Origin of the sequence: Modestobacter caceresii (genome assembly GCF_000761485.1) — a bacterium.
Classification (GTDB): domain Bacteria; phylum Actinomycetota; class Actinomycetes; order Mycobacteriales; family Geodermatophilaceae; genus Modestobacter; species Modestobacter caceresii.
In genome coordinates, this window is sequence record NZ_JPMX01000006.1 from 45,650 (window position 1) to 60,087 (window position 14,438).

12 protein-coding genes are annotated in these 14,438 nt (G+C 74.4%); 10 read left to right on the forward strand and 2 right to left on the reverse strand.

What is annotated here, in order from left to right; all coding sequences use genetic code 11:
- Nucleotides 1–45 precede the first annotated feature (45 nt).
- From IN07_RS01885 to IN07_RS01895, 3 genes are all read left to right on the forward strand, one after another.
- A complete protein-coding gene (locus IN07_RS01885; protein ID WP_052090537.1) occupies nucleotides 46–693 on the forward strand; it encodes a PadR family transcriptional regulator in 648 nt (215 codons plus the stop codon).
- 74 nt (nucleotides 694–767) lie between these two features.
- A complete protein-coding gene (locus tag IN07_RS01890) occupies nucleotides 768–1,847 on the forward strand; it encodes an inositol-3-phosphate synthase (RefSeq protein ID WP_036333045.1) in 1,080 nt (359 codons plus the stop codon).
- A gap of 92 nt (nucleotides 1,848–1,939) precedes the next feature.
- A complete protein-coding gene (locus IN07_RS01895) occupies nucleotides 1,940–2,704 on the forward strand; it encodes a hypothetical protein (protein ID WP_036333046.1) in 765 nt (254 codons plus the stop codon).
- A gap of 132 nt (nucleotides 2,705–2,836) precedes the next feature.
- On the opposite strand, the gene IN07_RS01900 is transcribed toward IN07_RS01895, so the two are convergent.
- Nucleotides 2,837–3,508 (reverse strand): YqgE/AlgH family protein, encoded by a 672-nt coding sequence (locus tag IN07_RS01900; RefSeq protein ID WP_081975108.1) that lies wholly within the window; start codon nucleotides 3,506–3,508, stop codon nucleotides 2,837–2,839.
- Between the two features lie 109 nt (nucleotides 3,509–3,617).
- Between IN07_RS01900 and IN07_RS01905 the strand changes: the two genes are divergently transcribed.
- Nucleotides 3,618–4,943: an MFS transporter gene (locus IN07_RS01905; protein WP_036333047.1), complete on the forward strand. Its 1,326-nt coding sequence runs from the start codon at nucleotides 3,618–3,620 to the stop codon at nucleotides 4,941–4,943.
- Here the strand turns inward: IN07_RS01905 and IN07_RS01910 are convergent, their stop codons facing one another.
- Entirely contained in the window at nucleotides 4,944–6,374 is a 1,431-nt protein-coding gene (locus tag IN07_RS01910) for a CCA tRNA nucleotidyltransferase (protein WP_081975110.1), read from the reverse strand.
- Between the two features lie 123 nt (nucleotides 6,375–6,497).
- On the opposite strand from IN07_RS01910, the gene IN07_RS01915 reads away from it, so the two are divergent.
- The 6 genes from IN07_RS01915 to trxA all read left to right on the forward strand — a co-directional run bounded on the left by IN07_RS01915 (nucleotide 6,498) and on the right by trxA (nucleotide 14,424).
- A complete protein-coding gene (locus IN07_RS01915; protein ID WP_036333049.1) occupies nucleotides 6,498–6,974 on the forward strand; it encodes an NUDIX hydrolase in 477 nt (158 codons plus the stop codon).
- Nucleotides 6,971–9,253 (forward strand): DUF6049 family protein, encoded by a 2,283-nt coding sequence (locus IN07_RS01920; RefSeq protein WP_036333050.1) that lies wholly within the window; start codon nucleotides 6,971–6,973, stop codon nucleotides 9,251–9,253. The genes IN07_RS01915 and IN07_RS01920 overlap by 4 nt, the downstream gene beginning before the upstream one ends.
- On the forward strand, nucleotides 9,250–11,277 hold the full coding sequence (gene murJ / locus IN07_RS01925; protein ID WP_231557941.1) for a murein biosynthesis integral membrane protein MurJ: 2,028 nt from the start codon (nucleotides 9,250–9,252) through the stop codon (nucleotides 11,275–11,277). The genes IN07_RS01920 and murJ overlap by 4 nt, the downstream gene beginning before the upstream one ends.
- A gap of 70 nt (nucleotides 11,278–11,347) precedes the next feature.
- Nucleotides 11,348–12,979, forward strand: a complete 1,632-nt coding sequence (locus IN07_RS01930; RefSeq protein WP_036333051.1) for a protein kinase family protein — start codon at nucleotides 11,348–11,350, stop codon at nucleotides 12,977–12,979.
- A 40-nt stretch (nucleotides 12,980–13,019) separates the two neighbouring features.
- Nucleotides 13,020–14,036, forward strand: a complete 1,017-nt coding sequence (gene trxB, locus IN07_RS01935; RefSeq protein WP_231557942.1) for a thioredoxin-disulfide reductase — start codon at nucleotides 13,020–13,022, stop codon at nucleotides 14,034–14,036.
- A 58-nt stretch (nucleotides 14,037–14,094) separates the two neighbouring features.
- The gene (trxA, locus tag IN07_RS01940) at nucleotides 14,095–14,424 is read left to right on the forward strand and encodes a thioredoxin (RefSeq protein ID WP_036333052.1); all 330 of its coding nucleotides are present in this window, start codon (nucleotides 14,095–14,097) and stop codon (nucleotides 14,422–14,424) included.
- The last annotated feature ends 14 nt before the right edge of the window (nucleotides 14,425–14,438 follow it).

A 14,438-nucleotide genomic window follows, 5' to 3' on the forward strand; every position in this document is an offset into this window, starting at 1 on the left:
CGATACATCGATCCGGTGAACGCCGGCAGACCAGGAGGTGGCGCCGTGCTCGAGTTCGCCATCCTGGGCCTGTTGCAGCAGTCGCCCATGCACGGCTACGAGCTCCGCAAGGAACTGGCCGCCGTCCTCGGTGGGCTCCGCTCGATCTCCTACGGCTCGCTCTACCCGGCGCTCAAGCGCCTGCAGGCGGCCGGCCTGATCGCCAGCGACGACCCGACCCCGCGGTCCCTGCTGCCTGCCGACGCCCCGGCGCTCACCGGTCGTCGCGGGAAGGTCGTCTACGCGATCACCGCCGAGGGCAAGGAGCGCTTCGCCGACCTGGTCAGCCAGACCGGTCCCGAGGCCTACGACGACGAGGGCCGGTTCGGCGTCCACCTCGCCTTCTTCCGGCACACCGCCGCCGACGTGCGGCTGCGCATCCTGGAGGGCCGCCGGCGCACCGTCGAGCGCCAGCGCGACCGGCTCATGGACTCCCTGCGCCGCACCCAGGAGAAGCTCGACCGCTACACCCTCGAGCTGCAGCGGCACGGTCTGGACTCGGTCGACCGCGAGGTCCGCTGGCTCACCGAGCTCATCGACAGCGAACGCGACGACGCACGCGCCGAAGCAGCCCGGGCTGAGCAGTCGCCCACCCGTACCCCCCCAGCGCAGACGCCCACCCCGCCTCCACCACCGAACGACGGCACCACCTGAACCACCGCACCGCCAGCACCACGTCCACGCACATCGTCCGGGCCCGGGTCGGGTCCGTCGGAGGGAGTCAGTCCATGGCATCGGTCAAGGTCGCCATCGTCGGCGTCGGCAACTGCGCCGCGTCGCTCGTCCAGGGCGTCGAGTACTACCGGGACGCCGACGAGACCGCGTCGGTCCCCGGCCTCATGCACGTCCGGTTCGGCGACTACCACGTCTCCGACGTCGAGTTCGTCGCCGCGTTCGACGTCGACGCCAAGAAGGTCGGCCGCGACCTCTCCGAGGCGATCGTCGCCAGCGAGAACAACACCATCAAGATCGCCGACGTGCCGCCGCTGGGCGTCACCGTGCAGCGCGGCACCACCCTCGACGGGCTGGGCAAGTACTACCGCGAGATCGTCGAGGAGTCCGACGACCAGCCGGTCGACATGGTCACCGCGCTGCGGGAGTCCGGCGCCGACGTCGTCGTCTGCTACCTCCCGGTCGGCTCCCAGCTGGCCGCGGAGTTCTACGCCCAGGCCGCGATCGACGCCGGCGTCGCCTTCGTCAACGCGCTGCCGGTCTTCCTCGCCGGCACCAAGGAGTGGGCGGACAAGTTCACCGCCGCCGGGGTGCCGATCGTCGGTGACGACATCAAGAGCCAGGTCGGCGCCACCATCACCCACCGGGTGCTGGCCAAGCTGTTCGAGGACCGCGGCGTGCAGCTGGACCGCACGATGCAGCTCAACGTCGGCGGCAACATGGACTTCAAGAACATGCTCGAGCGGGAGCGCCTGGAGTCCAAGAAGATCTCCAAGACCCAGTCGGTCACCAGCCAGGTCGACCGGGACATGGGCAAGGGCAACGTGCACATCGGCCCGTCGGACCACGTGCCGTGGCTCTCGGACCGCAAGTGGGCCTACGTCCGCCTGGAGGGGCGCGCGTTCGGCGACGTCCCGCTGAACCTGGAGTACAAGCTCGAGGTCTGGGACTCCCCGAACTCGGCCGGCATCATCATCGACGCCGTCCGGGCCGCGAAGATCGCCAAGGACCGGGGCATCGGCGGGCCGATCCTGTCCGCGTCGTCCTACTTCATGAAGAGCCCGCCGGAGCAGTACAGCGACAGCGAGGCCCGGGACGCCGTCGAGGCCTTCATCCGCGGGGACGTCGAGCGCTGACGAAGCACCACGGTCAGCGGACGGCCCGTGCCCCCTCGGGGGGTGCGGGCCGTTCCGCGTCCGGGCCCCGGCCCGGCTCCTAGTGTTGGGGCATGCCGCTGCGTCGCCCGCCCCTGGTCGTGCCCTCCCTGCTGGTGGCACTGGCCCTGCTGGCCGGGTGCGGGGACGACGAGACCGCCGAGCGCGTGCCCGGCGACCCCGTGACCACCCAGGAGGCCGAGGTCCTCGGTCAGGTGCTCGCCGCCGACCTCGAGGAGGGCGGCGCCGACTTCGAGGTGACCGCCCCCTATGCCGAGGGCGCCGTCCTCACGCTCACCGGCGAGATCGACTTCGCCGAGGGGATCGGGCGGGCGCAGGCCGTCACCAGCTACGCCGACGGGCGCCCCGAGGACACCCGCACCCTCTTCTTCACCGGTGAGGACCTGTGGCAGGGCGACGTCCCCGGGCTGACCGAGGCGCTCGAGGAGGCCGGCCTCCCGCCCGCCACGTACGTGCGCCGCCCGATCGCCACCACGCAGGCCGGCGGCACGGCCTCGCTGCTGGACGTGCTGGTCCAGATGGTGCCCAAGCTCGCCGCCCCGACGGCCGACGACCCGCGGTCCTTCGCGGGCTACACCTGGGCGGGCAGCCAGTCGATCAACGGGGAGCTGGCCTCGGTCTTCCAGAACCCGACGGGGACGACGATCGCCGTGGCCGCCGACAGCGAGCTGCTGGTCCAGTACTCCACCACGCTGCAGGACGTCCCGGTCACCATCACCCTGGCCGACCACGGCGAGCGGGAGATCACGCTCCCGGCCGACAGCGACACGGTGAGCCTCGTCGAGCACCCGGACCTCGCGGCGGCGCTGGGCCTGTAGCCACGACCGGCTGGAGACAGAGCAGGAGGGGGCGGCCTCTTCCCCAGGTCGCCCCCTCCTGCGGTCCCCTTCCTACCAGCCCGCGACCGGATCCGGGAGTCGACACGCGGTCATGGCTGCCCGGGAGTGGGTTCAGTTGGCGGAGGGGTCCGCCGGGGCGGTGGAGAGCACGGCCAGCCGGCCCGACTGGCGGCGCAGCACCGACCGCCACAGCTCGGGCCCGGACGCGCCGGTCAGCACGTCGGCGGGGATCCCGGTGACGCAGGCCCAGGCGCCCTCGGCCAGCTCGCCGGCCAGCTGCCCGGCCGACCACCCGGCGTAGCCGGCGAACACCCGCAGGCCACCGATCTCGCCGTCCAGCTCCGCCGGGTCGCTGTCCAGGTCGACCAGGTGCACCGCGCCGGCGACCTCACGGAGCCCGCTGTCGTCCGGCAGCGGCGTGCTGCCCCGGCGGGTGGCCAGGCACAGGGCGGTGTCGGCCTCGCAGGGCCCGCCCACGTGGAAGACACCCGGCTCGACGGCCAGCTCCGACCACCCCGGCAGGACGTCGCCGATCCGGACCTCGCTCGGCCGGCCGAGCACGACGCCGATGGTGCCGGTGTCGGCGTGGTCCAGGACGTAGACGACCGCCCCGGCGAAGGTGGGATCGGTCAGGGCCGGCATCGCGACCAGCAGGGAGCCCGGCCGGACGTCGTCCAGCGAGCCGACCGACAGGGCCGGTACGCCGGCACGCCGGCCCGGCCCCGCAGCCTGATCAGCTGCGGGACGACGTTCGGGGTCGGGTGACGAGGGCACCGGGTTCATCGCCTCCCAGTGTGCATCAGGGAGGACCCGGAGGGGTGGCCGATCCGCCCGCCTCCTGACCGCCCGACCTCGGCTGCCGCCCGGCCACGGGCGACGTAGTGTGGCTGGGATGCAGCAGGCGCCCACCACCGTGCGGCACCTGCTGCTGCGCGCCGACTTCCGCCGGCTGCTGGCCACCCGGCTGTCCTCGCAGTTCGGTGACGGCGTCTTCCAGGCCGCGCTGGCCGGCACGGTGCTGTTCAACCCCCAGCAGGCCACGAACCCCATCGACGTCGCGGCCGGCTTCGCCGTGCTGCTGCTGCCGTACTCGCTGGTCGGTCCGTTCGCCGGGGTGTGGCTGGACCGCTGGAGCCGCCGGCAGGTGCTGCTGGTCGCCAACGTGGTGCGCGCGGTCCTCGTGGTGGCGGTCGCTGCGCTCGTGCTGGCCGGGATCCAGGGGATCGGGTTCTACGTCGCCGGGCTGCTGGTGTTCTCGGTCAACCGCTTCGTGCTCTCCGCGCTCTCCGCCGGGCTGCCGCACGTCACCGACGCACCCTCGCTGGTCTCGGCGAACGCGCTGTCCACGACGTCCGGGGCGGTGGCCGGCGTGCTGGGCGGTGGGGTCGCCATCGGCGCGACCGCGCTCGTCGGCTCCGGCAGCGGCGGCTACGCCGGCCTGGCCCTGGCCTCGGCGGTGCCCTACCTGGTGGCCTCCGCCGTCGTCTCCCGCTTCCCGCGCGGCCACCTCGGCCCCGACCACCTCAGCCTGGCCGCCACGGTCAGCGCCCGTGACGTGCTGCACGGGATGGTGGCCGGCGCCCGGCACATGCTGGCGCACCCCCCGGCGACGGCCATCCTGTCGGTGATGGCGGTGCACCGGCTCATGTACGGGCTGCTCACCCTTATGACGCTGCTGCTCTACCGCAACTCCTTCGCCGACGTCACCGGGCTCTTCCCGGGCGGGCTGGCCGGGCTGGGGCAGGTGCTCGCGGCGGGCGCCGGCGGCACCCTCCTGGCGGCCGCGGTGACGCCGTGGGCGGTGCGCCGGTGGGGCAAGGCGGCCTGGGTGGTCGGGCTGCTGGTGGTCGGCGGCACCGGCCAGCTGGTGCTGGGCGGGCTGTTCCGGCCGGTGGCGATCGTGGCCGCCGTCCTCGTCCTGGGGTTCGTCGCCCAGGGCATCAAGATCTGCGTCGACACCACGCTCCAGGAGGCGGTGGACGACGACTTCCGCGGCCGGGTCTTCTCCGTGTACGACACCCTGTTCAACGCCACGTTCGTGGTGGCGCTGCTGGCCGGGGCGTTCCTGATGCCGGCGTCGGGGGTCAGCTGGGTGCTGCTGGTCGGCATCGCCGCCGGCTACCTGCTCACCGCCGTGGTGTTCAGCCGCTGGGCCCGCGCCGAGGCCCGGCGCACCGACGACGCCCCGCTCGCCCTGCGGGTGTCGCTCACCCCGTAGTCAGCTGACCTGGTCGCGGCCCCGCCACCAGGCGAGCAGCTCCGCCTCGGCCTCCTCCGGCTCCAGCGGCCCGCGCTCCAGGCGCAGGTCCTTGAGGAAGCGCCAGGCCTCCCCGACCTCGCGACCCGGCGGGATCTCCAGCAGCTCCATGATCCGGTTGCCGTCCAGGTCCGGCCGCACCCGGGCCAGGTCCTCCAGCTCCGAGAGCTCCTGGATCCGCTGCTCCAGCGAGTCGTACGTCGCCGACAGCGCCGCCGCCCGCTTCCGGTTGCGGGTGGTGCAGTCGGACCGGACCAGCTTGTGCAGTCGCGACAGCAGGTCACCGGCGTCGGTGACGTACCGGCGGACGGCGGAGTCGGTCCACTCGCCGCGGCCGTACCCGTGGAAGCGCAGGTGCAGGAAGGTCAGCCGGGACACCGCCTCGACGACGTCCTTCGGGTACTTCAACGCCAGCAGCCGCTTGCGCACCAGCTTCGCGCCGACCACCTCGTGGTGGTGGAAGGAGACCCGGCCCCGGGACTCGTGCCGGCGGGTGGCCGGCTTGCCGACGTCGTGCAGCAGCGCCGCCAGCCGCAGCACCAGGTCGGGGGACCCCGCAGCAGGGTCGGCCTTCTCCAGCGCGATCGCCTGGTCCAGCACGGTCAGCGAGTGGACGTAGACGTCCTTGTGCTGGTGGTGCTCGTCGATCTCCATCCGCAGCGCGGACAGCTCGGGCAGGACGACGTCGGCCAGCCCGGTGGAGACGAAGAGGTCCAGCGCCGGGCCGGGGGCGTCGTTGAGCAGCGTGCGGGAGAACTCGTGCTGCACCCGCTCGGCGGTGATCCGGCCGAGCTCGGGGGCGAGGGCGGTCATCGCCTCGACCACCTCGTCGTCCGGGGTCAGCCCCAGCTGGGCGACGAACCGGACGGCACGCAGCATCCGGAGCGGGTCGTCGGCGAAGGAGTCGACCGCCCGCCCCGGGGTGCGCAGCCGCCGCGCCAGCAGGTCGCCCAGCCCACCGAAGGGGTCGGTGACCGTCCGGTCGGGGCCCAGCGAGACCGCCATCGCGTTGACGGTGAAGTCGCGCCGGGCCAGGTCGTCGGTGAGCGAGGTGCCCCAGGCGACCTCCGGGTTGCGGGACTCCCGGTCGTAGCGGTCGGCGCGGAACGTGGTGATCTCCACCCGCTCGCCGCGCACCTCGGCGCCGACGGTGCCGAAGGCGATGCCGGTGTTCCACGTGGAACTGGCCCAGCCCCGGAGCACCTCGAGGGTCTGCTCCGGCCGCGCGTCGGTGGTCAGGTCCAGGTCGCCGGTGGGCAGCGGCCGTCCCGTCCCGGCCGCCAGCAGGGCGTCGCGCACCGAACCGCCCACGAGGTGCACCTTGTGGCCGGCTGCGGTGAACCGTTCGCCGAGAGCGACCAGCACGGGGGAGACCTCGACGAGCTCGCGCACCGTCTGCTGCACCGCCGCGGGGACGGGCGGGGGTGGTTGGGTCGGGCCGGAGGGGGCGCGACGCGACGGCTCGGTTGACACGACGGTCGAGGGTAGTGCCGTGTCGCGCGCTACCCTGCTGACATGGCTGGGACGGGCGGGCGGCAGCGCCCCGGCCGCCGGCTGCGTCGGGTCGACGAGACCTCGGCGGGGGGGCTGGTGGTCGCAGACGACGAGGTCACCGGGCCGCGCGCCGCGCTGATCGGCCGCACCGACCGCCGCGGGCGCCTGCTCTGGTCGCTGCCCAAGGGGCACATCGAGCAGGGCGAGACCCCGGAGGACACCGCCGTCCGCGAGGTCGCGGAGGAGACCGGCATCATCGGCCAGGTCGTCGCCCCGCTGGGCATCATCGACTTCTGGTTCGTCGCCGACGGCCGCCGCGTGCACAAGACGGTCCACCACTTCCTGCTCCGGGCCACCGGCGGCGCCCTGTCCGACGCCGACGTCGAGGTCACCGAGGTCGCCTGGGTGCCGCTGACCGAGCTCGGCGGGCGTCTGGCCTACGCCGACGAGCGTGCGCTGGTCGAGCGCGCGCCCGGCCTCCTGGCCGACAGCGCGTGACCCGGCGGGCCGCCGGCCGCGCCGGCGGCCGGCAAGTGCTGCTCGGCGCCCTCGTGACCGTGGTCGGCGGGCTGCTGGGCGTCCCGGCCGCGTCCGCCGCGCCCGGCGACACCGGCCGCGCGACCGGCTCGTCGGCCGACCGGCCCCTGGAGCTGACCCTGGACCGGCTGGAGCCGCGCGCCGTCACCCCCGGTGCCGCCGTCGAGGTCACCGCCACCCTGCGCAACGAGAGCACCGAGACCTACGAGGACCTGGAGGTGCGGCTGCAGCGGGGAGAGGTGCTGACCTCGCGCGGCCGGCTCGCCGCCGACCTCGCCCGGCCCGGTGACCACACCGCGGCGACCACGCCCTTCCTCGGGGTGTCCCCGGACGAGCTCGAGCCAGGGGAGGAGGTCTCGTTCACCTACCCCAGCACCGCCGACGCCCTGCAGCTCACCGCCGACGGCGTGTACCCGCTCCTGGTCAACGTCAACGGCACCCGGTCCGACGGGGTCACCGAGCGGGTGGCCGAGCTGTCCACCCACCTCGTCGTCCAGCCTGCGGTGCCGGCCACCCGGACGGGCGTGGCGTGGCTCTGGCCGATCACCGACCGCCCGCACCGGGACGCCACCGGCGCCTTCACCGACGACGCGCTGGCCGCCCAGGTGGCCGAGGGCGGCCGGCTGGACCGGGTCCTGGAGACCGTCGAGCAGCTGCCGCGCACCACGGCCCCGACGCCGGCGGAGACCGAGCCCGTCGTGCCGGTGACCCTCGCCGTCGACCCGGCGCTGCTCGAGGAGCTGTCGGCCATGGCCGCCGGCCCCTACCTGGTGACCGGCCAGGAGGGCACGGGCACCGCCGACGCGGCCGGACTGCTGGAGCGACTGCGCCGGCTGGCCGCCGACCACGACGTGGTGGCCCTCCCGTACGCCGACGCCGACGCCGACGCCCTGGTCGCGGCCGGCCGGCCGGATGCACTCCTCCGCACGTTGCCCGGTGAGGGCACCGCCCGTCAGCCCAGCACCGCAGACGGCGCCCTGGTCCCGGCGCCCGCGGCGGCCGGTCCGGCCGGGGAGACCGGCGCCGGGGCCGCGATCGTGGAGGAGGTGCTCGGGGTGGAGCCGCGCACCGACCTGGTCTGGCCGGCCGGTGGCACCGTCGACGAGACCACCCTCGCCACCCTGGTCGCCGGCGGGATCCGCGCCGCGGTGCTGGCCGAGGACGCGCTGACCGACGGCAGCCGGGCGGTGGGGGACGACGGTGACCCGGCCGCCGCCCGCGGCGACCTGACGACCGACGGCGGGCCGGTCACCGCGCTGGTCGCCGACGGGGAACTGGCCGAGGCCGTCGAGGCCGCGGCCCTCCAGCCGGGGGCGAGCCGACTGGTCGAACAGCGCTACCTGGCCGAGCTCGCGGCGCTGCACGCCCAGCAGGCCGACGGCGTCGGCTCCACCGTGCTCGTCGCCCCACCCCGCTGGGTCGACCCGGACCCGGACACCGTGGCCGCGATGATGACCGACACGTACACCCAACCGTGGCTGGTCCCGCTCTCGGTGGCCGCAGCGGCCGACGGCCCGGCCGCCGACGTCGGGGAGCTGACCGGCACCGACCCGGACGTCCGGCTGCCGGCCGCGACGGTGGCCGGGATCGTGGAGACCTCGCGGGTGCGGGACGACTTCGCCGCCGCCGTGGTCGGCGACGCCGACGAGGCGCTCGCCGGGTACGACGCGGCGATCGCCCGGGCGGCGTCCGCGCAGTGGCGGCGGGAGCCGGAGGTGTTCCCGTCCGTGGTCACCGACCTGCAGGGCACCGTCGCCCGGCTCCGCGAGCAGGTCACCCTGGTCTCCCCGGCCGATGGCACCTACACCCTCGCCTCCAGCGACGCCCCGCTGGTGCTCACCGTGCGCAACGACCTGCCCTTCGCCGTCGACGTGCGGCTGGACCTGCAGACCCGCAGCAACGTCGGTCTCGCCACCGAGGACATCGGCGTGCAGACGCTGGGGCCGGAGTCGCTCACCACGGTCGAGGTGCCCGCCGACGTCCAGCAGTCCGGGGGGTTCACCGTCACCGCACGGCTGACCACGCCGGCCGGTGGCCCGCTGGGCGAGCCGGTGCAGCTGCAGGTGCGGAGCACCGCGTACGGCCCGATCACCCTGGCGATCACCCTCGGCGCCGCCGCGCTGCTGGCCCTGCTCTTCCTCCGCCGGGCGGTGCGCTTCGTGCTGCGCCGCCGGCGCGGTGAGCCGGTCCCCACCGCCGACGGGGCGGCCGGCCTGCCGCCCACCCGGAGCCCGGTGTGAGCGGCGGCCCACCGGCCGGGTCGGAGGACCAGCGCAGCGGGTCACCCGACGCCCGGCCCCGGACGCCCGCACCGCTGCCCCCGCCTCCGTACCGCGGGGCACAGCCCGGTCCGCCGCCCACCGCCGTCCCGGCGCCGGTGGTCGGCAACCAGCCCGAGACGCTGGCCCCCTCGCTCTCCCCGCGACCGTTGCCACCGCCACCCGCCGGCTACCCGGCGGCGCGGCCGACGGGGGACCGCTCGGCCGACGCCGCCCGCCGGCGTGCCGTGCTGCCCCCGGTGCCGCCACCGGCGCGGCCCCGGCGCTTCGTGCCCGGCCCGGACGACACCCAGCTCATCCCGGTCATCCCGGCGGTGCCGCGCTACCTCGAGGACGAGCCGGAGGACCCCGAGGTCCGCCAGGGTCGCTCCGGTGGCAGCGGCGGCATCCTGCGCGCGGCCGGGACGATGGCCGTGGCGAGCCTGGTCTCCCGGCTGACCGGCTTCCTGCGCACCGTGGTGCTCACCGCCGCGCTGGGCTTCGGGCTGGTCGGCAACGCCTACACCGTGGCGAACACGCTGCCCAACATCGTCTACGAGCTGCTGCTCGGCGGGGTGCTGACGTCTGTCGTCGTCCCCTTGCTGGTCAGCGCCCAGGAACGGGACGCCGACGGCGGCGTGCGGTACACCCAGCGGCTGCTCACCCTGGCCACCGTCGGCCTGGCCGCGCTCACCGTCGTCGCCGTGCTCGCGGCCCCCGCGCTGACCTGGCTGATGGGCATCCGGGAGGACCCGGGGCAGGTGGAGCTGGCCAACTGGCTGGCCCGGATCCTGCTGGTCGAGATCGTCTTCTACGGGATCGGTGCGCTGGCGACGGCGGTGCTCAACTCCCGGCAGGTGTTCGGGCCGCCCGCCTGGGCACCGGTGCTCAACAACGTCGTGGTCATCGCCACCGGCGCGGTGTTCCTCCTGGCGTCCGGGCCGGGTGACCTGACGCCGGTCACCATCAGCGCCTTCCAGGTCTGGCTGCTCGGCATCGGCACCACCCTGGGCATCGCCGTGCAGGCGTTCGTGCTGCTGCCGCTGCTGGGCCGCAACGGCGTGCCGCTGCGGCCCAGCTGGGGGCTGCGGGGCACCGGCCTGGGCGAGGCCGGCACGCTCGGGCTCTGGGTGATCGGTTACGTACTGGTCAGCCAGATCGGGGTCGTCGTCGCCAGCATCGTGGCCAACGCCGCAGCCGACGCCGGCGGCCTCGGGCCGATGGCGTTCGCCAACGCCAGCCTGCTGTTCCAGATGCCCTACGGGATCATCGGCGTCGCACTGCTCACCGCACTCCTGCCCCGGATGAGCCGGGCGGCAGCGCGCCGCGACATGGACGGCGTCGTCTCCGACCTCTCGCTGGGCACCCGCCTGTCGGCGACCGGCCTGCTGCCGGTGACCGCCCTGCTGATGGTGCTGGGCCCCGCCGTGGGCATCGTGGCCTTCGCCCGGGGGAACGCCGACGTCGCCGATGCCCGCGGGGTGGGCGTCGCCCTCGCGCTCGGCGCGTTCGGGCTGCTGCCGATGGCGGTGACGCTGCTCCAGCTGCGGGTGTTCTACGCCATGAAGGACGCCCGGACCCCGACGCTCATCCAGGTGGCGATGGTCGCCGTCCGGGTGCCGCTGCTGCTGCTCGTGCCGGTGCTGGTCGACCCGGAGCACGTCGTGGCCGGGCTGATGATCGCGACCAGCGCCACCTACGTGGCCGGCTGGGTGGTGGGCGCGATCGCCCTGGAGCGCAAGCTCGGGGTGCGGGCCAGCGCCGAGGCAGGCACCACGGTGCTGCGGATGACCGCGGTCTCGGCCGTCGCCGGGGCCCTCGGCTGGGCCGCCGTGTCGCTCGCGGGCAGGTCACTGGGCACCTCGGTACCGGGCTCGCTCGGGACGGTCGTCCTCGGTACCGTGGTCATCGGCAGCGCGGTCGTCGCGGGTGCCGTGATGGCCGGTGTCCCGGAGCTCCGTGGGGTGCTGGCCGGGGTCCGGGCTCGACTCGGCCGCTCACGGTGACCAGACGATCTCGGGCCAGAACCGGGGGCGCCGTTCCCGGCCGTGAACGAGCAGGGGGTCGGCAGCGTCCGTGACGTCGACGACAACCGGCCTGCCCGACCGCTACCGCCCGCTGGACCAGGTGGCGCCCGACGAGGAGACGCCCACCGGCGTCATCCGCACCTGGCGCGCCCGTGACCGGGTGCTCAACCGTGACGTGGCGTTGCGGGTGCACACCCCCGGCGGCCCGGCCGCGCGGGAGTGGATCAACCGCGCGCTGACCGCCGGTGGGCTGGCCACCCCCGCGCTGGCGATGGTCTACGACGCCGCCGAGGGCACCGGCCGCACCGAGCCCGGCGGCGCCGCCTACGTCGTCAACGAGTGGATCGAGGGCATCCGGCTCTCCGACCGGCTCGCCACCGAGGGCCCGCTGTCCGAGCGCGAGGCGCGCGCGGTGGTCCGCCGGCTGGCCGAGGGGGTCGCGGAGGCCCATCGGGTGGGCCTGGCCGTCGGCGGCCTCACGCCCGAGCACGTCGTGCTGCGTCCCGGCGGCCTGGTCGGCCTGCTCTCGGTGCCGGCGGCCAGCGGCACCGAGAAGGGCGACATCACCGCCCTGGGGGCGCTGCTGGAGCTGTGCCTGACCGGCCTGCCCGGCGCCCAGCCCGCCGAGATCTCCTCGCCCGACCTCGCCGCGCTGGTGCGCCGGGCCCGGTCCACCGACCCGGCCACCGGGCTGTCGAGCGTGACCACGATGGTCTCGCTGCTCGTCGAGCGTCCCCGTACCGGCCCGCAGGAGACCGCCCGGCCCGACGGCCTCACCGACAGCGGGTGGGTGCGCCGCCTGCGCGACCGGCGCGACCTGGCCGATGCCGACGAGGCCGACGACGACTCGGACCAGCCGGTCCGCCTGGTGCGGAACCACCTGCCGCCCGTCCCCGGGGCCTCGCTGCCCCGCCCGCTGTCCGCCGGCCCCGCCGGGTACGGCGCCGACGCCGAGCGCGACCTCGTCCTCGACGAGACCTTCGTGGCCGAGGACGACGGCGTCGCCGAGCGCGAGACGGCGTCGTCCGCCCGGCGGCGACTGGCCGTGATCGGGCTGCCGGTGCTGGCGCTGGCCCTGGTCGTGGCCATCGGCTGGTGGTTCGGCACGAACGTGCTCTCCGTGGCCGGCAGCGTCGAGGGCGGTCCGAGCGGGTCGACGCCGGAGTCCAGCACGACCGCCGCGGCCGCCCCTGCACCCGGTGAGGAGCCGGCACCGGCGCCGCCGGCCGCCGGCGCCCCGGTGCCCCTCACCGGCGCTGCGGTGTTCGACCCGTTCGGCGACGGCGAGCCCGAGAACGACGCCGAGGTCCCGCTGTCCTTCGACGGCGACCCGGGCACCGCGTGGTCGACGCTGAACTACCGGGGCTCGGCCGACTTCGGCAACCTGAAGCCCGGGGTCGGCGTGCTGTACGACCTGGGCAGCGAGCAGACGGTGAGCAGCGTCGCGCTGCAGACGACCCGCCCCGGGTCGACCGTGGAGGTGCGCACCGGCGGCTCACCGGAGGCCGGGCTGGAGGCGTTCGACGTCGCCGCCTCCGCGGAGCTGACCGGCGAGGACGTGCTGGAGTTCGCCGAGCCGGCGACCACCCGGTACGTGCTGGTGTGGGTGACCAGCCTGGTCCCCGTCGACGAGGGCTTCAGCGCCGACCTGGCCGAGGTCGGCGTCACCGCAGCCGGCTGAGGGGGAACCCGCAGGGAATGCCCGACCTACCCTGTCCGTTGTGCCGCCTGTGACGAGCAACGACCCCACTCCCGGCCTGACGGTCCCGACCAGTGCCGCCCCGGAGATCCCTCCGGCCGAGCACGACGGGATCCGCGACCTGATCATCATCGGGTCCGGTCCCGCCGGGTACACCGCTGCCACGTACGCCGCCCGCGCGAACCTGCACCCCCTCGTGTTCGAGGGGTCCCAGTTCGGCGGTGCACTGATGACCACCACCGAGGTCGAGAACTTCCCCGGCTTCCCCGAGGGCGTCCAGGGCCCGCAGCTCATGGACGACATGCGCACCCAGGCCGAGCGCTTCGGCGCCGAGCTGGTCGCCCGGGACGTCACCGAGGTCGACCTCACCGTCGACCCGAAGATCGTCAAGGTCGGCGACGAGGTGCACCGCGCGCACGCCGTCATCGTCGCCACCGGCTCCAAGTACCGGTACCTCGGGCTGGACAACGAGCAGCGACTGCTCGGCCGCGGCGTCTCCGCCTGCGCCACCTGCGACGGCTTCTTCTTCCGCGACCAGGACATCGCGGTCGTCGGCGGCGGCGACTCGGCGATGGAGGAGGCCACCTTCCTCACCCGCTTCGCCAAGTCGGTCACCGTGGTGCACCGCCGCGAGGAGCTGCGCGCGTCGAAGATCATGGTCAAGCGCGCGCAGGACAACGAGAAGATCCGCTGGGCGCTGGGCAAGCAGGTCACCGAGGTGCACGGTGACACCACCGTCGAGGCGGTCGAGCTGACCGACGTGGCCACCGGCGCGACGGAGCAGCTCCCGGTCTCCGGCATGTTCGTCGCCATCGGCCACGACCCCCGCACCGAGCTCTTCGTCGGGCAGCTGAAGCTGGACGACGAGGGGTACGTGGTGGTCTCCCACCCGACGACCGACACCAGCATCAACGGCGTCTTCGCCTGCGGCGACGTCGTCGACCACATCTACCGGCAGGCGATCACCTCGGCCGGCACCGGCGCCGCCGCGGCCATCGACGCCGAGCGCTGGCTCGCCGAGACCTTCGACGAGCGCTGAACCACAGACTGCGCTGAACCACAGACTGCACCGTCCCCTCTGAGCAAGGAGCAGCACCATGGCAGGCAAGAACACCGTGACCGTCACCGACTCGAGCTTCGCCACTGACGTCCTGGGCAGCGACAAGCCCGTGCTGGTCGACTTCTGGGCCGAGTGGTGCGGGCCGTGCAAGATGGTCGCCCCCGTGCTGGAGGAGATCGCGGCCGAGCACGCCGACAAGCTGACGATCGCCAAGCTCAACATCGACGAGAACCCGCAGATCGCCCGCGACTACCAGGTCATGTCGATCCCGACCATGACGGTCTTCCAGGGTGGCAAGCCGGTCAAGAGCATCATCGGCGCCAAGCCCAAGGGCGCCATCCTGTCGGACCTGTCCGACTACCTCTGATCCGTCGGGCCGGC

Coding starts and splice junctions, on each gene's coding strand:
- IN07_RS01890 (WP_036333045.1), top strand. CDS start 768: ATGGCATCGGTCAAGGTCGCCATCGTCGGCGTCGGCAACTGCGCCGCG.
- IN07_RS01895 (WP_036333046.1), top strand. CDS start 1,940: ATGCCGCTGCGTCGCCCGCCCCTGGTCGTGCCCTCCCTGCTGGTGGCA.
- IN07_RS01900 (WP_081975108.1), bottom strand. CDS start 3,508: ATGAACCCGGTGCCCTCGTCACCCGACCCCGAACGTCGTCCCGCAGCT.
- IN07_RS01905 (WP_036333047.1), top strand. CDS start 3,618: ATGCAGCAGGCGCCCACCACCGTGCGGCACCTGCTGCTGCGCGCCGAC.
- IN07_RS01915 (WP_036333049.1), top strand. CDS start 6,498: ATGGCTGGGACGGGCGGGCGGCAGCGCCCCGGCCGCCGGCTGCGTCGG.
- trxA (WP_036333052.1), top strand. CDS start 14,095: ATGGCAGGCAAGAACACCGTGACCGTCACCGACTCGAGCTTCGCCACT.